Origin of the sequence: Streptomyces nitrosporeus, assembly GCF_008704555.1 — a bacterium.
GTDB classification, from domain to species: Bacteria; Actinomycetota; Actinomycetes; order Streptomycetales; family Streptomycetaceae; genus Streptomyces; species Streptomyces nitrosporeus.
On sequence record NZ_CP023702.1, the window covers coordinates 1,895,365 to 1,913,091 of the forward strand.

At 73.1% G+C, this 17,727-nt stretch carries 13 protein-coding genes; 5 read left to right on the forward strand and 8 right to left on the reverse strand.

The genetic code is table 11. The features are described from left to right. Positions 1 to 104: 104 nt before the first annotated feature. The 5 genes from CP967_RS08000 to CP967_RS08020 are packed head-to-tail and all read left to right on the forward strand — an operon-like array spanning position 105 to position 6,113. Positions 105 to 1,979, forward strand: a complete 1,875-nt coding sequence (locus tag CP967_RS08000) for an ABC transporter substrate-binding protein (RefSeq protein ID WP_150487287.1) — start codon at positions 105 to 107, stop codon at positions 1,977 to 1,979. 3 nt (positions 1,980 to 1,982) lie between these two features. Then, entirely contained in the window at positions 1,983 to 3,074 is a 1,092-nt protein-coding gene (locus CP967_RS08005; RefSeq protein WP_150487288.1) for an ABC transporter permease, read from the forward strand. Continuing rightward, on the forward strand, positions 3,071 to 3,991 hold the full coding sequence (locus CP967_RS08010; RefSeq protein WP_150487289.1) for an ABC transporter permease: 921 nt from the start codon (positions 3,071 to 3,073) through the stop codon (positions 3,989 to 3,991). The genes CP967_RS08005 and CP967_RS08010 overlap by 4 nt, the downstream gene beginning before the upstream one ends. Continuing rightward, positions 3,988 to 5,067: an ABC transporter ATP-binding protein gene (locus CP967_RS08015; protein WP_150487290.1), complete on the forward strand. Its 1,080-nt coding sequence runs from the start codon at positions 3,988 to 3,990 to the stop codon at positions 5,065 to 5,067. Before CP967_RS08010 ends, CP967_RS08015 begins: the two co-directional genes overlap by 4 nt. Next, positions 5,064 to 6,113, forward strand: coding sequence for an oligopeptide/dipeptide ABC transporter ATP-binding protein (locus CP967_RS08020; protein WP_150487291.1), 1,050 nt, complete (start codon positions 5,064 to 5,066; stop codon positions 6,111 to 6,113). The genes CP967_RS08015 and CP967_RS08020 overlap by 4 nt, the downstream gene beginning before the upstream one ends. 41 nt (positions 6,114 to 6,154) lie before the next feature. Here CP967_RS08020 and CP967_RS08025 read toward each other — a convergent pair whose 3' ends face one another. From CP967_RS08025 to nusA, 8 genes are all read right to left on the reverse strand, one after another. Further along, the gene (locus CP967_RS08025) at positions 6,155 to 7,114 is read right to left on the reverse strand and encodes a bifunctional riboflavin kinase/FAD synthetase (RefSeq protein ID WP_150487292.1); all 960 of its coding nucleotides are present in this window, start codon (positions 7,112 to 7,114) and stop codon (positions 6,155 to 6,157) included. Positions 7,115 to 7,158: 44 nt separating this feature from the next. Continuing rightward, positions 7,159 to 10,941, reverse strand: coding sequence for a trypsin-like peptidase domain-containing protein (locus CP967_RS08030; protein WP_150487293.1), 3,783 nt, complete (start codon positions 10,939 to 10,941; stop codon positions 7,159 to 7,161). A 206-nt stretch (positions 10,942 to 11,147) separates the two neighbouring features. Continuing rightward, the gene (truB, locus tag CP967_RS08035; RefSeq protein WP_150487294.1) at positions 11,148 to 12,047 is read right to left on the reverse strand and encodes a tRNA pseudouridine(55) synthase TruB; all 900 of its coding nucleotides are present in this window, start codon (positions 12,045 to 12,047) and stop codon (positions 11,148 to 11,150) included. Next, positions 12,044 to 12,505: a 30S ribosome-binding factor RbfA gene (rbfA, locus tag CP967_RS08040; RefSeq protein ID WP_150487295.1), complete on the reverse strand. Its 462-nt coding sequence runs from the start codon at positions 12,503 to 12,505 to the stop codon at positions 12,044 to 12,046. Before rbfA ends, truB begins: the two co-directional genes overlap by 4 nt. A gap of 25 nt (positions 12,506 to 12,530) precedes the next feature. Next, positions 12,531 to 12,827 (reverse strand): DUF503 domain-containing protein, encoded by a 297-nt coding sequence (locus CP967_RS08045; protein ID WP_150487296.1) that lies wholly within the window; start codon positions 12,825 to 12,827, stop codon positions 12,531 to 12,533. A 205-nt stretch (positions 12,828 to 13,032) separates the two neighbouring features. After that, the gene (gene infB, locus CP967_RS08050) at positions 13,033 to 16,104 is read right to left on the reverse strand and encodes a translation initiation factor IF-2 (protein ID WP_150487297.1); all 3,072 of its coding nucleotides are present in this window, start codon (positions 16,102 to 16,104) and stop codon (positions 13,033 to 13,035) included. A 140-nt stretch (positions 16,105 to 16,244) separates the two neighbouring features. Continuing rightward, positions 16,245 to 16,532 (reverse strand): YlxR family protein, encoded by a 288-nt coding sequence (locus CP967_RS08055; RefSeq protein ID WP_150487298.1) that lies wholly within the window; start codon positions 16,530 to 16,532, stop codon positions 16,245 to 16,247. Between the two features lie 163 nt (positions 16,533 to 16,695). After that, positions 16,696 to 17,727: a transcription termination factor NusA gene (gene nusA / locus CP967_RS08060; protein WP_150487299.1), complete on the reverse strand. Its 1,032-nt coding sequence runs from the start codon at positions 17,725 to 17,727 to the stop codon at positions 16,696 to 16,698.

Genomic DNA, 17,727 nt, shown 5'->3' on the forward strand with positions numbered 1-17,727 from the left:
TTGACGTGGCTCGACCCCCGCTGGTAGACCTTCGCTTCACCAGCTGGCGAACCAGAGATCTGCCCGCCTTCACCGTGCGAGTCATGACGCGAGGTCTACGTCCTATGGTCACAAGATTCCCACCGCGCTCTCCCCGCCCCCGCGGCCGCCTGCGCCTCCTGCTGGCCTCCGGCGCCGCCGCACTCGCCCTGGCAGCCGGATCGGTCGTCCCCGGAAACCCCGTCGGCCACGCCACGCAGGAGGCACGGGCGGACGGCGGCACGACGCTGACGGTCGCGGTCGCGCAGAGCGTCGACTCCCTGAGCCCGTTCCTCGCGCAGCGGCTGCTCTCCACGAGTATCCACCGGCTGATGTACGACTACCTGACCAACTACGACGCCAAGGACAGCCACACCATCCCCGGGCTCGCCACCGCGTGGGAGTCCTCGGCGGACAAGCTGACGTGGACGTACACCATCCGGTCCGATTCGAAGTGGTCGGACGGGCAGCGGGCCACCGCCGAGGACGCGGCCTGGACGTTCAACAAGATGATGACCGACGAGGCCGCCGCCACCTCGAACGGCTCCTTCGTCGGCAACTTCAAGAAGGTCACGGCGCCCAGCCCGGACAAGCTGGTGATAGAGCTGAAGCAGCCGCAGGCCACCATGACGGCGCTGGACGTGCCCATCGTCCCCAAGCACGTCTGGGAGAAGGTCTCCGACTTCTCGAAGTTCAACAACGACACCGCGTTCCCGATCGTCGGGAACGGACCGTTCATCCTGACGGACTACAAGGTCGACAGCTATGTGAAGCTGAAGGCCAACAAGGACTTCTGGCGGGGTGCGCCCAAGTTCGACGAGCTCGTCTTCCGGTACTACAAGGACCAGGACGCCGCCGTCGCCGCGCTCCGCAAGGGCGAGGTCTCCTTCGTCGCGGGCAGCCCGAGCCTGACGCCCGCCCAGGCCACGGCGCTGGAGAGCGCCGAGAACATCAAGGTGAACAACGCGCCCGGCCGCCGTTTCTACGCCCTGGCCACCAACCCCGGCGCGCGGACCAAGGACGGCGAGAAGTTCGGCGACGGGCACCCGGCCCTGCTGGACCAGAAGGTCCGCCAGGCGCTGTTCATGGCGGTCGACCGCACGGCCGTCATCGACAAGGTCTTCCGGGGGTACGCCGTGGAGGGCGAGGGCTACATCCCGCCCCGCTACGGTTCGTACTTCTGGAAACCGTCGGAGGGCCAGAAGCTCGCCCACGACCCGGCGAAGGCCGCCGCTCTCCTCGACGAGGCCGGGTACAGGAAGAACAGCGCGGGCAAGCGGACCGGCGAGGACGGCAAGCCGCTGGACTTCCGCATCCTGTGCCACGCCACCGACCCGAACGACAAGGCGATCGGCAAGTACCTCCAGGAGTGGTGGGGCGACCTCGGGATCGGCCTGGAGGTCGAGTGCCTCGACAACGTCTCCGACCCCTGGTACTCGGGTGAGTACGACCTCGCCTTCGACGGATGGTCCGTCAACCCGGACCCCGACTTCGTGCTGTCGATCCACACCTGCGCCGCGCTGCCGTCCAAGGCGAAGGAGTCGGCGGCGACCGACAACTTCATCTGCGACAAGCGGTACGACGAGCTGTACGCGAAGCAGCTCGCGGAGTACGACCCCGCCAAACGGGCTGACCTGGTCAAGCAGATGGAGTCACGGCTGTACGACCTGGGATACATGAATGTCATGGCGTACCCGAACGCGGTCGAGGCCTACCGCACCGACCAGATCCAGTCCATCACCACGATGCCGTCCGACGCCGGGAACATCTACGGCCAGGACGGTTACTGGAGCTGGTGGTCCGCGGTTCCGGCCGCCGGCGCGCCGGGCGGTCCGTCCGGCGACGGCACGGGCGGTTCGGCCGGGGTGCTGATCGGGGCCGGGATCGCCGTAGTCGTCCTCGCCGGTGGCGGACTGCTGTTCGCCATGCGTCGTCGTTCCACCGCGGAAGACCGTGAATAGTCCATGAGCTCAGACAGCACTCCCGCGCTCCTGACAGGCGCGCCGGGTGTGGACACCGCGCAGACCGGCGGTCCGGCTCCGGCCGGGCCGTCGGCCCGCGGTTCCCGCGCCCGCGGCACGACCGCCTACCTCCGTTACGCGGCGGGCAAGCTGGCCGGTGCGGCCGTCTCGCTGTTCGCCGTGCTCGTCACCAGCTTCTTCCTCTTCCGGCTGATCCCCGGCGACCCGGTCAAGCAGATGACCGGCGGCCGGCAGGTGTCGTCCGGGCAGATCGCCGCGATGCGCCGCGAGTTCGGCCTGGACCTGCCGCTGTGGCAGCAGTTCACGCAGTACTGCGGCAAGGCCCTGACCGGGGATTTCGGCACGTCGTACCAGTTCCGCGCCCCGGTCATGGACAAGATCACCGAGGCGCTCCCGGCCACTCTGCTGCTCACCGGCACCGCCTTCGTGATCTATACCGTGATCGGTGTCTGGCTGGGCTCCCGGTCCGCGTGGCGTAACGGTTCTGCCGGTGACCGCTTCCACACCGCCTTCGCCCTGACGCTGTATTCGGTGCCGTCGTTCTGGCTCGGCCTCCTCCTGATCATCACCCTGTCGGTGGGCGTGGGCCCGATCCCCGGCCTCTTCCCGACCGGCGGCATGGAGTCCGGTGGCCAGACCGGATTCGCCCACGTCGTGGACGTGGCCCACCACCTGGTGCTGCCCGTGGTCACCCTCGTCGCCGTCGAGTACGCCCGCACCCTGCTGGTGATGCGTTCCTCGCTGCTCGACGAGATGGGCAGCGACTACCTGACGACGGCGCGTGCCAAGGGGCTCCGCGACGACCTGGTCCGCCGCCGCCACGCCGTCCCGAACGCGATGCTGCCGACCGTCACCCTGCTCTTCGTGAACCTGGGCAACACGGTGGCGGGCGCGATCCTGGTGGAGACGGTGTTCTCCTGGCCGGGCCTCGGCGGCCTGTTCTACCAGGCGCTGAGCGTGCCCGACCTGCCGCTGGTGCAGGCGCTGTTCTTCGTCTTCGCCGCCTCGGTGATCCTGATGAACACGCTCGCCGATGTGATCTATCCGCTCCTCGATCCCCGGGTGGGCCGATGACGACCTCGACCGACGCGGTTCCCGCCGCGAGCCCCCGCGCCCTCGCCCGGGCGCGCAGACGGCAGGCGGCGGCACGTTTCTGGCGGCAGTACCGCAGCCACCGGGCCGGGGTCGCCGGCCTGGTCGTCCTCGCCCTGATCGCCCTGGCGGCGCTCTTCGCGCCGTGGCTGGTGGGGGCCGACTCGCAGAGCGTCACCTCGGCGCCGGGCGGCCCGCTGGAGGCACCGAGCGCGGACTTCCCGCTCGGCACCGACCAGTTCGGCCGCAGTCTGCTGGCCCTGCTGGTGTGGGGCACCCGGGTCTCCCTGACCGTCGGGCTGCTCGCGGCGTTCCTCTCGGTGGCCATCGGCACCCTGGTGGGCGTCACCGCCGGCCACTTCAAGGGCTGGTACGGCAACGTCGTCATGCGGATCACCGACTGGTTCCTGGTGATGCCGACCCTGGTCCTGGCGATCGCGCTGGCCACCGTGCTGTCCCGGTCCCTCTGGACGACGGTCCTGGCGATCGGCGTCACGACCTGGCCGACGACCGCGCGCCTGGTGCGGGCGCAGACCCTGTCCGTGGAGGCACGGCCCTACATCGAGCGCTCCCGGGCGCTCGGCGGCGGGCACGGCCACATCATGTCCCGTCATGTACTGCCCAATGTGATGCCGCTGGTGCTCGCCCAGACGACCCTGGTGATCTCCACCGCCATCCTCACCGAGGCGACCCTCGCCTTCCTCGGGCTCGGCGATCCGACGATCGTCTCCTGGGGCGGGCTGCTCCAGGACGCCCGTGAGGCCGGGGCCGTCAGCTCCGGCAACTGGTGGTACCTCGCTCCGCCCGGTCTCGCCATCGCGGTCGTCGCCCTCGCGTTCACGCTGTGCGGCCGTACTGTCGAGACCGTGCTCAACCCCAAGCTGGGGGTGTCCCGTTGACCGCTGTGAAACAGGAGAGCGCGCCGAGGCCGGAGACCGGCAGGCCGCTGCTGGAGGTACGCGACCTCAGGGTCACCTACGGCTCGGGGGCCTTCGCGGTGCCCGCCGTACGCGGGGTGGACCTGCGGGTCGACGCGGGCCGCAAGCTGGGGATCGCCGGGGAGTCCGGCTGCGGGAAGTCGACGCTGGCGCTGGCGCTGCTGCGGCTGCTGCCCTCGTCCGCGACCCTGACCGGCGAGATCCTGCTGGACGGTGAGGACGTCCTCACCATGAGGTGGGGGCGGCTGCGCGCGGTGCGCTGGGCGGGGGCGTCGATCGTCTTCCAGGGCGCGATGCACTCGCTGAACGCGGTGCACCGGATCGGTGACCAGATCGCCGAACCGATCCTGCTGCACGGCGGGTCCACCCCGGGAGCGGCCGGAAGACGCGCCGGCGAACTGCTGGAGCAGGTGGGGCTGCCCGCGGCGCGCGCCGGCTCCTATCCGCACGAGCTGTCGGGCGGGCAGCGCCAGCGCGTGATGATCGCCATGGCGCTGGCCTGCGACCCGCGTCTGATCATCGCGGACGAACCGACGACCGCCCTGGACGTGATGATCCAGGCCCAGATCCTGCGCCTGATCGAGCAGCTCGTCGCCGACCAGGACCTCGGCCTGATCATGATCAGCCATGACCTGGCGGTGCTCTCCGACACCTGTGACCGCCTCGCGGTGATGTACGCGGGCCGGGTCGTCGAGGAGGGCCCCGCGAAGCAGGTGTACGAGAACGCCCGCCACCCCTACGGCCAGGCGCTGTCGGCCGCCTTCCCCAGGATCGGCGACCTCTCCTCCCGGCACGCTCCGCGCGGCCTCCCGGGCGACCCGCCGGACCCGGCGGCGCTCCCGTCCGGCTGCACGTTCCATCCGCGCTGCCCAGTGGCGCTGGACTCCTGCGCCGGCCAGGAGCAGGAGCTGCGGGACGCCGGACCGGACCGCAGGGCCGCCTGCGTACGGGTGGAGCCCGGGCCCTCCGCGGCCCCGGGCCTTCTCCGGGCCCCGGATCTCAGGGGCGGCGCCGACACAGCGAGGAGTACGTCATGACCATCGCTCCCCCGTCCCCGTCCGCTCCCGGGGCCCGGGACGCCCCGGCGGCCCCGCTGCTCAGCGCGCAGGGGCTGGAGGTCGCGTTCCCCGGCCGCCGCGGCGCGGCCACCGCGCGGGCCGTCGACGGGGTGGACCTGGACATCATGCCGGGTGAGATCGTCGCCCTGGTCGGCGAGTCCGGCTGCGGCAAGACCACGCTGGCCCGTTCACTGCTGGGGCTGGTGGCGCCCACCGGCGGCCGGGTGGCCTTCGGCGGGGAGCCGCTGGACTACTCGGGCCGGGCGCTGAAGGCGTACCGCAAGCGGGTCCAGCTGGTGCTCCAGGACCCCAGCGGCTCGCTCAACCCGCGCCACACCGTGTACGACGCGGTCGCCGAGGGGCTGCGCATCCACGGGTACACCGGTGACGAGGGGGAGGCGGTGTCGGGTGCGCTGGCACGGGCCGGGCTGCGCCCGCCGGAACGATTCCTCCTGCGGTACCCGCACGAGCTGTCCGGCGGGCAGCGCCAGCGGGTCGTGATCGCCGGTGCCCTGGTCCTGGAGCCGGAACTGATCGTCGCCGACGAGCCGGTGGCCTCGCTGGACGCGTCGGTGCGGGGCGAGATCCTGGCCCTGCTGCTGCGGCTGCGCGAGGAGCTGGGGCTGTCGGCCCTGGTCGTCACGCACGACCTGGGGCTGGCGTGGAACATCGCGGACCGGGTGGCGGTGATGTATCTGGGGCGGATCGTGGAGACGGGCGACGTGGAGCAGATCCTGACGGCGCCCCGGCACCCCTACACCCGGGCGCTGCTGTCGGTGCTGCCGGAGGCGGAGGGCGAACCCGTGGTCCTGACGGGCGAGCCGCCGGACCCGTCGAAGGTGCCGTCCGGCTGCCGCTTCCACGTCCGCTGCCAGATCCTGGCCTCGGGTGAGGCCGGGCGGGCGGGGGTCGCGGACGACTGCCGGACGAAGGAGCTGCCGGTCCTGGAGGGCGGGAACCGGACCCAGGTCGCCTGCCACTGGGCGGCGGCCCTACCCCAGGCCGAGGTGCCGGCCGCTCCGTGACGGGAGCGGCCCGGGCCGGTGCTCCCGGTTCCGGGCCGTTCTCAGGCCCGGTCGTTCCCGTGTGCCCCGGTCAGCTCACGGCACCGCTCCACATCGGCCGCCATCGCCACGAGCAGGTCGTCGACGGAGTCGAACTTCAGCATGCCGCGGACGTAGGCGAGGAAGTCCACCGCCACGTACATCCCGTAGAGGTCGAGGCCGACGCGGTCGATGGCGTAGGCCTCGACCGTCCGCTCGGTGCCGTCGAACTGCGGGTTGGTACCGACCGAGATCGCGGCGGGCATGACCTCGCCGCCGGCCGTCAGCCAGCCCGCGTAGACGCCGTCGGCAGGGATCGCGGTGTGCGGGAGGGTCGCCACGTTCGCCGTCGGGAAGCCGAGTTCACGTCCGCGCTGCGCCCCCCGCACCACGGTGCCCTCGACGCGGTGCGGGCGGCCGAGGATCTCGGCGGCGCCCTCCACGTCGCCCTCGGCGACCAGCCGGCGGGTGAGGGTGGAGGAGAACGGTTCGCCGTCCCCGGCCCTGCCGCTGACCTGGAGGTCGATGACCTCGACCTCGTAGTCGTAGGTGGTGCCGGTCTCCGCGAGCAGCGTGACGTTCCCGGCCGCGCGGTGCCCGAACCGGAAGTTGGGGCCCTCGATGACGAGCCGGGCGTGCAGCTTGTCGACGAGCACCTTGACGATGAAGTCGTCGGGGGCCAGCCGGGAGAACCCGGTGGTGAAGGGCAGGATGAGCACCGCGTCGACGCCGAGCTCCGCCATCAGTTCGACACGGCGCTGGTGCGGGGCGAGCAGCGGCGGGTGGGTGCCCGGGCGGACGACCTCGCTGGGGTGCGGGTCGAAGGTGACGACGACGGCCGGGATGCCGAGCTCGCGTGCCCGCTCCACCGCCCGGCCGATGATCAGCTGATGACCGCGGTGGACACCGTCGTAGGAGCCGATGGTGACGACGCTGCGTCCCCAGTCATCGGGGATGTCCTCCAAGCCGCGCCAGCACTGCACTGTAGACCGCTCCTCGCCCGAACCCGTGTACGTGTGTATGACCGTTACGCAGGTCTAAGACTGCCATGCTCACGTCCCGCGGCCTGCATCGGCACCGTCATCACGGCCGGTGAGCCCTGCGCCGCCTCCATCGTCCGCCGGGCCCCGGGGCCCACCACGGCCGCCCATTCCTGAGGGGCGTCGGCGAGCCAGCCGGTCACCAGCCGGTGGAAGCCGGGGACCTCCCGGGCGAGTTCGACGAGCACCCGGTCGAAGCGGGCGGCGCCCTCCGTCGTCCGTACGAGCAGCATCCCGGTGCGGTGCACCAGGGCCCGGGTCCGGGCCTCGGGGCGGCGTCCGGAGCCGGCCGCCGCCGCCCTCAGCAACGCCTCCAACGCCTCCGGGTCGCCGCCGGTGTCCTGCTCGAAGTCCAGCAGGACCTCCAGCAGCTCGGCCCGCACCGGTCTCGACGCGGCGCTGCCCGGGGCCGCGAGCACACCCGCCAGCGCGGCCCGCACGGCCGGCGGGACGGGCCGCCCCCGCAGCAGGCCGTTCACCAGCGGCAGCAGCAGGGCCCGGGCGGCGGGGCTGTGCTCCAGCCGGAGCTCCACGTACACGGCGGCCCGCGCGGCCTCCCCGGGATGGCTGTCGATGTACTGCCGCACGAGCGCGGGGGCATGCAGGGCCAGGGCCGGGGCGTCCAGCCGGGCCAGGTCCCGCAGCACACCGGCGGCCGGGTCGCCGGGCAGGGAGAGCCGGGCGCCCAGGGCCGCGAGCACCGCTCCGGGGTACTCGGGGAACACCTCGGCCAGCAGGGACACCGGCAGCCCCGGGTCCCCCGCGGCGAAGGCCCGCAGCGCCTGCGGCAGACAGCTGCGCCGGGTCTGCGGATCCCGTACGAGGACGGTGAGCGCGGAGGCGTGCAGCTCGGGCCGCCCGGGGCGGGCCAGCAGGACGGACGCGGCCTCACGCAGCAGGGCGCGGTCCCCGTCCGGACCGACGGGCGACAGGAGCGGGGCGTGGACGGCCGCGGCGGCCCACCGCCCGGGGTTCTTCTCGTCGTGTGCCCAGCGGGACACGGCCCGGCAGAGCGCGGACGGCTCGTCCTCGGCGAGGGCGGCCAGCAGTTCGGCGGCGCGCGGGTGGTCGGTGTCCACGAGCGCCTCGGTCAGGTCGTCGACGGCCAGGTCGCGGCGGGCGTACAGCAGTGCCTGGGCGGCGGCGGCCACGGTGGGCCGCAGGGGTGTGTCCTCCCCGGTGTCCGGCGGGGCCCCGCCGGCCGCCAGCGGGGTCTCGTCGGTGAACCAGCGGCAGAGCAGGATCTGCACCGTGCGCGGGTGGGCCGCGAGGCGGCGGTCCACGGCGTCCAGGTAGCGCTCGCCCCCGGCCTCCCGTGCCGTGGCCCCCCGGCCGTGTCCGGCGGCCCGTGGGCCGTACGCCGTCCCCGGCACGGCCGTGCCGCCGGGCGGGGGCGCCTCTCCGGGCGGGGGCGCCTCTCCGGGCGGGGCGCCGTCCGCGGGGACGAGCCGCCGCAGCAGGTCGATCCGGGTGCTCTCCGGCAGCCTCAGCCGCCGCCAGAACCACGGCCCGAAGTCCTCGTAGGGGGAGGAGGGGCCCGGCCCTCCGGCGCAAAGCCCGCTCCCGCCCGGCCCTCCGGCGCAAAGCCCGCTCCCGGTCCGGCGGACGATCCGCCCGGTGAGCACCCGCAGCACCCCGGAGTAGGGCCGTGCGTCCGCCACCCTCAGCAGGCTCTCGCGGAGCAGCCGGGCCGCCCACCACGCCGCGTCGGCCCGCCGGGCGGCCACGGGGTCCTCGCCGTCCCCGTCGGCCCGGCCGCCGTCGCCGCGCGGGAGGCGGTCCATCGCCTCGATCAGGTCGGCCATGCGGTGGGCCAGCGCCCCGCTCCCCCGGCGGCGCTCCAGCACGAGCATGGCCTGGACCACCGGGCCGATACGGTGACGGGGCACGGGCAGGCTGCGCGGCCGCGGCTCCCCGGCCGGGCCGTCCCCGTCACCGTCCGGCGGCTCCTGCTCCCCGGGGAGCGGGTCCGGTGTGTGCCAGCGGTGGACCAGGGAGTGCAGCGCGGCGTCCAGGTCGAGGTGGGCGCCCTGCACCCAGTCCCCCAGCTCCTCGTGGGCGAAGCGGTACCCCGCGCCGGCGGGTGCCAGCAGCCCCTCCGTGAGGACCGCCGGCGCCCATCCGGTGCGCCAGGGGAACAGCTCCTCGAAGGCGGCCCGGTCCAGCTCGCCCTGTCCGGGGCCCAGACAGCGCCGGGCCGCCTCGTGGACCCGGCCCGCGACCCGCGCGGCGAGCCTGCGCACGGCGGTGCCCCGCGGCCCGGGGTCGGACTCGGCCCCGATGCGTACGGCGATCCGGACGCAGGCGAGGTCCAGGCGGGCCGCGAAGACCTCCTCCCTCCCGGGCCGCCCCGGCGCGTCGGGGGGCAGCGCCTCCCGCACCTCGGCGAGCAGGCGCAGGGTGAGCGGGTGCCGGCCGTGGCCGGGGGCGATCGCGTCCGGCGGGACGGCGTACCGCTCCATGGCCTGCCGGGCCTGGTCCGCGGTGAAGTCGCCCAGCCGGACCGCCGCGGGCAGACCGCGGGCGGGGTTCCCCGGGCGGTGCAGCACGCTCCCGGGGTACAGCGCGCCGGCCGTCTCCCAGTGCTCCGGACGGCAGGCCACCACCATCCGCGCCCCGTGCCCGCGCAGCCACTCCACGGTCTCCCGGGTCCATCCGGGGAGCCGGTGGGCGAGCAGTGGCGGCATCTCCCCGGGGCCGTCCACGACGACGAGCAGCGCCTCACCGGCCGCGGCGGCCAGGCGCGCCACTCGCTCGGGGGTGGCCTCCGCCATGTCCCCCCGGCCCCCGGCGGCGGTGACGATCCGTCCGGACCGGCCGAGGGCGCGGGCCAGGGCGTCGGCGACCGAGGTGTCGTCGGCCAGCAGGTCGGCACCGCGCAGCCAGAGCGTCAGGGCGGGTACCGGGCCGCGGGCCCTTCGGGCGGCCCATGCGGCCAGCTCGGTGGTCCGGCCGGTACCGGGCGCGCCCACGAGTCCGAGCACGATCCCCTCGCCACGCTCGAAGGCGGCGAACTCCGCTGCGACGTCCGGGCGTTCGACGGCTTCCGGAGCCTGCGGCGGACTGCTGTGGCCGGTGTGGCCGAGGGTCGTCGCGGTCAGCTGGAGGGCTCCCGCGAGATTCAGGTCGCCGCCGTAGGCGGGGACGGTGCTCGCGTTGCGCCGCAGCAGTGCGGCCAGCGGCCCGTCCTCCCGGGGCCCGGTGTGCCCCGCACCCAGCAGCACGGCCAGCCCGGCCGCCTCGTGCCCGGCCGTCAGCCGGGTGCTCAGGACGCCGAGGACGGCTCCCGTGCGGGGGTCGGTCACGGGGCCGCCGACGGCCGCCCCGCCCGATCGCAGCGCGTCCCGCCCGTCGGTGCCGAGTGCCAGCTCCAGGGCCTCCCCGAGCGGATGGCGGCGCCCGCCCTCCTCGTAGACGGCCGGGGTGGTGCCCAGCACCCGCGCCTGGCGCCGGCCGTGGGCGGCGATGCTCACGTAGGCGCCCGCCTCGATCCGCTCGCGTACGGCGACGGGGAGAGGTTCCACGCCCAGCACCCCGGGCCCGCCGGTGCGCAGCAGGGCGAGGCCCAGGCCGGGCAGCGCGGTGACGTCGTCCGGGTCCAGGGCGTGGGTCCTGCCGTCCGGGCCGTGCAGCACCAGCGGCACGGCCGGATCGACGGCCTGATGGCTGGTGACGACCGTGCCGCGGTCGTCCGCGACGAATCCGGTCCCCCGCGGCCGGCCCGCCTGATCGCAGATTCTCACCAGTTCCGCCCGGTCCCCGCTGCCCATGGTCCCGACGGTAGATCCCGGTCGGCGGGCACGGGAAACGCCGGAGGCGAAAGCGCCCCCCACGCCCCCCTCCGTCACTCCGAGCGCCCACCCATTGGGGTGAATCCCATGGCCCGGCTGGACAGAGATGAGCGAGGGAGGGGAATCGTGGAGCGGGCACCGGGGGAACCGCCCGCTCCACGACAGGCCCGATGGGCCGGTCCCGGTCAGGCGAAGACGGCGAGGCTCCTGGCCTTGCCCTTCTGCTCCTCGACGAGCACCAGGAACGCCCCGTCCGGCCCGAAGACCCCCACCGGCCCCGGCGGGTAGGCCGGCATGTCCAGCCGTACGCCGTTGAGCAGCAGCCTGGCCCGCTTCTCGTCCACGTCCCAGCGGGGGAACGCGGACGCGGCCGCCTCGGCGACCGGCATGACGGTCAGCTCCTCCTGGTGCTGGTCCAGGGTCCGGGCCGCGTCGATCCCGTACGGCCCCACCCGGGTGCGCCGCAGCGCGGTCAGGTGGCCGCCGACGCCGAGCCCGGCACCGAGGTCGCGGGCCAGGGCGCGGATGTACGTGCCCGAGGAGCAGACGACCGAGACGACCAGGTCGAGGACGGGGGTGCCGTCCTCCGCGACCGCCTCGCGCACGTCGTAGACGCGGAAGGAGGAGACGGTCACCGGACGGGCCGGGATCTCGAACTCCTCACCGCCGCGCACCCGCGCGTACGACCGTTTGCCGTCGATCTTGATGGCGCTGACCTTGGAGGGCACCTGCATGATCGCCCCGGTCAGCGCCGCGACCCCGGCGTCGATGCCCTCACGGGTCACCGCCGAGGCGTCGGCGGACGAGGTGATCTCGCCCTCCGCGTCGTCGGTGACGGTGTTCTGGCCGAGCCGGATCGTACCGAGGTACTCCTTCTCGGTCAGGGCGAGATGGCCGAGCAGCTTGGTGGCCCGCTCGACACCGAGCACCAGCACACCGGTCGCCATGGGGTCCAGCGTGCCTGCGTGGCCGACCCGGCGGGTGCGGGCGATCCCCCGCATCTTGGCCACCACGTCGTGCGAGGTGAAGCCGGACGGCTTGTCGACGATGACCAAGCCGTCCGGCGTCCTGTTCTGCTGTGTCATGCGGAAGGTGAGCCCTCGTCGTTCTCGTCGGACTCGTCCTCGGGCTTGCGGTACGGGTCGGCGCCGCCGGCGTACGTGGCGCCCGAGGACGCCTCGCGGACCTTGGCGTCGGAGGCCCTGGCCCGGTCGAGCAGGTCCTCGATCGCACGCGCGTTGTCCGGCAGGGCGTCCGCCACGAAGGCCAGGGTCGGGGTGAACTTCGTCCCCGCCGCCGCGCCGACCGCCGAGCGCAGGATGCCCTTGGCGCTCTCCAGGCCGGCTGCCGCGCTCGCCCGGTCCTCGTCGTCGCCGTAGACCGTGTAGAAGACCGTGGCCTCCCGGAGGTCTCCGGTGACCCGGGTGTCCGTGATGGTCACATGCGTGCCCAGACGCGGGTCCTTGATACCGCGCTGCAGTTTCTCGGCGACCACCACCTGGATGAGGTCCGCCAGCTTTTTTGCCCGCGCGTTGTCGGCCACTGGTCCTTCTCCTATCTGAACGTGCTCAATCGTCTTCGTCACTGTGCAGCCGCCGCCGTACGGACAGCAGCTCCACCTCCGGCCGGCCCGCGATCATGCGTTCGCACCGGTCGAGTACGTCTGTGAGGTGTCCGGTGTCCCCGGAGACCACGGCAAGGCCGATCTCGGCTCTGCGGTAGAGGTCCTGGCCACCCGTCTCCGCGACGCTCACCGCGAACGTGCGGCGGATATCGGCCACGATCGGGCGGACGACGGAGCGCTTCTCCTTCAGCGACCGTACGTCGCCGAGCAGGAGGTCGAAGGACAGAGTCCCCACATACATGTGTGTCCGGATGTCCCGCCGGTTCGGGTTCGGGAGGCCCGGGAGGAGGCCCCCGGACCGGTACTGCCGTGCCCCGCCGCCCACGCGGCGGGATCAGCAGAACCGTACACGCAACGGCCGGGGCCGATCGACGGAAATACCACCCGTCGACCGGCCCCGGCCGCGCAGGAGTGTCCGGGGGTCTCCCCCCGGACATCCTCGCGGATCAGCCTCGCGGCTTCTCGCGCATCTCGTACGTCGCGATGACGTCGTCGATCTTGATGTCGTTGAAGTTCCCGAGGTTGATACCGCCCTCGAAGCCTTCGCGGATCTCGGTGACGTCGTCCTTGAAGCGGCGCAGACCGGAGATGGTGAGGTTCTCCGCGATGACCTTGCCATCGCGCAGCAGGCGCGCCTTGGTGTTGCGCTTGACCTCTCCGGAGCGGACCAGCACACCGGCGATGTTGCCCAGCTTGGAGGAGCGGAAGATCTCGCGGATCTCCGCCGTACCGAGCTCGACCTCTTCGTACTCCGGCTTGAGCATGCCCTTGAGGGCCGCCTCGATCTCCTCGATCGCCTGGTAGATGACCGAGTAGTACCGGACGTCCACACCCTCGCGCTCGGCCATCTGCTGCGCGCGCCCCGCGGCACGCACGTTGAAGCCGATCACGATGGCGTCGGAGCCGGTCGCCAGGTCGATGTCCGACTCGGTGACCGCACCCACACCGCGGTGCAGGACCCGGATGTCGACCTCTTCACCGACGTCGAGCTGGAGCAGCGAGGACTCGAGGGCCTCCACCGAACCGGACGCGTCGCCCTTGATGATGAGGTTGAGTTCCTGGACCAGACCGGCCTTGAGCGCCTCGTCCAGGTTCTCCAGGGAGAACCGGACACCCTTGCGGGCGAAGTTGGCGTTGCGCTCGCGGGCGGCCCGCTTCTCGGCGATCTGACGGGCCGTACGGTCCTCGTCGACGACCAGGAAGTTGTCGCCGGCACCCGGGACGTTGGTGAGACCCAGGACCAGGACGGGGGTCGAGGGACCCGCTTCCTCGACGTTGTTGCCGTTGTCGTCGAGCATCGCGCGGACACGTCCGTACGCGTCGCCGACCACCATCGTGTCACCGATGCGCAGCGTGCCCCGCTGGACGAGGACGGTCGAGACCGCACCGCGGCCGCGGTCGAGGTGGGACTCGATCGCGATGCCCTGCGCGTCCTGGTCCGGGTTGGCCCGCAGGTCGAGCGAGGCGTCGGCGGTGAGGACGACGGCCTCCAGCAGCTGGTCGATGTTGAGACCCTGCTTGGCGGAGATGTCGACGAACATCGTGTCGCCGCCGTACTCCTCGGCCACCAGACCGAACTCGGTGAGCTGGCCGCGCACCTTGGTCGGGTCCGCGCCCTCGACGTCGATCTTGTTGACCGCGACCACGATCGGCACCTCGGCCGCCTTGGCGTGGTTCAGCGCCTCGATCGTCTGGGGCATCACACCGTCGTTCGCCGCCACCACGAGGATCGCGATGTCGGTGGACTTCGCACCACGGGCACGCATGGCGGTGAACGCCTCGTGACCCGGGGTGTCGATGAAGGTGATCTTCCGGTCCTCGCCGTTGACCTCGGAGGAGACCTGGTAGGCACCGATGTGCTGGGTGATGCCGCCGGCCTCGCCCGCCACCACGTTCGTCTTGCGGATGGCGTCCAGCAGACGGGTCTTGCCGTGGTCGACGTGACCCATGACGGTCACGACCGGCGGGCGCGGGATGAGGGCCTCGTCGCCGCCCTCGTCCTCGCCGAACTCGATGTCGAAGGACTCGAGGAGCTCGCGGTCCTCCTCCTCCGGGCTGACGATCTCGAGGACGTAGTTCATCTCGTCCGCGAGCAGCTTCAGCGTGTCGTCGGAGACGGACTGCGTCGCCGTGACCATCTCGCCGAGGTTCATCATCACCGCGACGAGCGACGCCGGGTTGGCGTTGATCTTCTCGGCGAAGTCGGTCAGCGAGGCACCGCGGGACAGGCGGACGGCCTGTCCGTTGCCGCGGGGCAGCATGACGCCGCCCACCGACGGGGCCTGCATGGCCTCGTACTCCTGGCGCCTCTGCCGCTTCGACTTGCGTCCACGGCGCGCGGGGCCGCCGGGACGGCCGAACGCGCCCTGTGTGCCGCCACGGGCACCGGGGCCGCCGGGACGTCCGCCGAAGCCGGGACGGCCGCCGAAGCCGCCGCCACCGCCGGGACGGCCCGCGCCGCCACCGCCGCCGGGACCACCGGGACGGCCGGCGAAGCCGCCGCCACCGCCGCCACCGAGGCGGCCGCCGAAGCCGCCGCCGCCGGGACGACCGCCGCCGGCACCGCCGGGACGACCGCCGCCCGCACCGGGGCCACGGCCGCCGGGGCCCGGACGCGGACCCGCGGCGGGACGCTGCGGCATCATGCCCGGGTTCGGACGGTTACCCGCGGGGCCGCCGCCGGGGCGGGGAGCCTGCGGACGGGGCATGCCGCCCGGGGTCGGACGGGCGCCGCCCTGGCCCTGAGGCCGCGGGGCTCCGCCCGGACCGCCCTGCGGACGCGGGGCGCCGGGGCGCTCCTGACCGCCGCCGGGGCGCGGGGCACCGCCGGGACGGGGCGCCTGGGGGCGCGCCATGCCGGTGGAACCGCCGGAGGTGAAGGGGTTGTTGCCCGGACGGGGACCCGCCGGACGCGCGCCGGGGCGCGGAGCGCCCTGGCCCTGGGGACGTGCCGGACGGTCGCCGCCACGCTGGCCGCCGTCACGCTGGCCGCCGGCCGGCGCGGGACGGGCCGGGCGGGGGCCCGGGGTCGCGCCGGTGGGACGCGGGGCGGAGCCGGCGGGACGCGGGGCGGCGGGCCGCTCCTGCGCGGGGGCCGGAGCCGGAGCCGGAGCCGAGAACTCGGCGGCGGGCACCGGGTTGACCGGGCGGGGTGCGGGCCGGGGGCCCGGACGGGGACCCGCGGGCGGTGCCGCGGGGGTGCTGCTCGCCGGGGCCTGCGGGGCCGGCTTGGGAGCCGGCGCGCCGGGCTTCGGGGCAGCGGGACGTGCCGCCGCGGCCGGGGAGGGCGCGGCGGGCTTCGCGGGGGCGGCCTTGCGGGGCGCCCCGGGCTTCGCAGCGGACTTGCCGGCGTTGCCGCCGGGCCCCTGCAGTGCGTCAGTCAACTTGCGTACAACCGGCGCCTCGATCGTCGAGGACGCCGAACGGACGAATTCACCGAGTTCTTGGAGCTTGGCCATGACGACCTTGCTCTCGACGCCGAACTCCTTGGCGAGTTCGTATACCCGGACCTTAGCCACTTCGCTCCTTTTAGGTCCGGGTTACCGCCGGACCGTCGCTACTTCATGGGCGTACTCATCGCGTACTCATCGAGTGCTCATCGCAATCTCGACCTACTTCCAACTCGCGAGGTACCTGACCGCACGGGGACCCGTGCCGTTCACTTTTCTTGCGGTGTCACCCGCTCGACGAACCGCCGCAGTGCCGCGGGGTCGAACGGCCCCTTGGCCTTGAAGGCCCGGGGGAACGCCCGGCGGCGGACCGCCAGGTCGAGACAGACAGAGGCGGGGTGCACATATGCACCCCGGCCGGGCAGCGTACCGCGTGGATCGGGAACAACCTCTCCCCCGTCCACCACGGTGCGCAGCAGCTCGCTCTTGGCCGCTCGCTCCCGGCATCCCACACAGGTTCGCTCGGGGCAAGCGCGGGCGTGCGTCCGGCCAGACACGTTTAAGTCTACCTCCCCGTACCGACCTCACCCCTTTGGGGCAAGAATCGAACGGATGTTGTCGTGATCTCAGCGACAGAGCGCCTCGTTCTATTCCTTCGTACCCTCCCCGGCCCGCCGTGCCAACCCGGTTTTCCGGGCCGGCGCCGGGCCGGGCAAGGCCCTAGGACCGGTCGCGGGCGCGCTCGGCGCGCTCGCGGTCGGCGGTCTCCCGCTCCGCGTCGGTCTCGGTGTCCGGCCGGATGTCGATGCGCCAGCCGGTGAGGCGGGCCGCGAGGCGGGCGTTCTGCCCCTCCTTGCCGATCGCCAGGGACAGCTGGTAGTCCGGCACGGTCACCCGTGCGGAACGCGCGCCGAGGTCCACGACCTCCACCTTGCTCACCCGCGCGGGTGACAGCGCGTTGGCGACCATCTCCGCCGGGTCGTCGGACCAGTCCACGATGTCGATCTTCTCGCCGTGCAGCTCGGCCATGACGTTGCGCACCCGGCTGCCCATGGGGCCGATGCAGGCGCCCTTGGGGTTCAGCCCGGTCCGGGTGGAGCGGACCGCGATCTTGGTGCGGTGGCCGGCCTCGCGGGCGATGGCCTCGATGACGACCGAGCCGTCGGCGATCTCCGGGACCTCCAGGGCGAAGAGCTTCTTCACCAGGTTCGGGTGGGTGCGCGAGAGGGTCACGGACGGACCCCGCACGCCCTTGGCCACGCGGACGACGTACGTCCGCAGGCGCAGGCCGTGGGTGTACTCCTCGCCCGGCACCTGCTCCTGCACCGGCAGGATCGCTTCCAGCTTCCCGATGTCGACCAGGACGTTCTTGGGGTCCTTGCCCTGCTGGACGACACCGGTGACGACATCGCCCTCGTGGCCGGCGTACTCGCCGAACGTCCGGTCGTCCTCGGCGTCGCGCAGCCGCTGCAGGATGACCTGCTTGGCGGTGGTCGCGGCGATGCGGCCGAAGCCGGACGGGGTGTCGTCGAACTCCTTGGGCTCCTGGCCCTCCTCGAGGTCGGCCGGGTCCTCCTTCGCCCACACCGTGACGTGCCCGTTGGCGTCCAGCTCGACGCGTGCGCGGCGGTGGCTGCCCTCGGTGCGGTGGTACGCGATGAGGAGGGCCGACTCGATCGCCCCGACGAGCACCTCGAAGGGGATCTCCTTGTCCTGCGCCAAGCCCTTCAGAAGCTTCACATCGATGTCCAC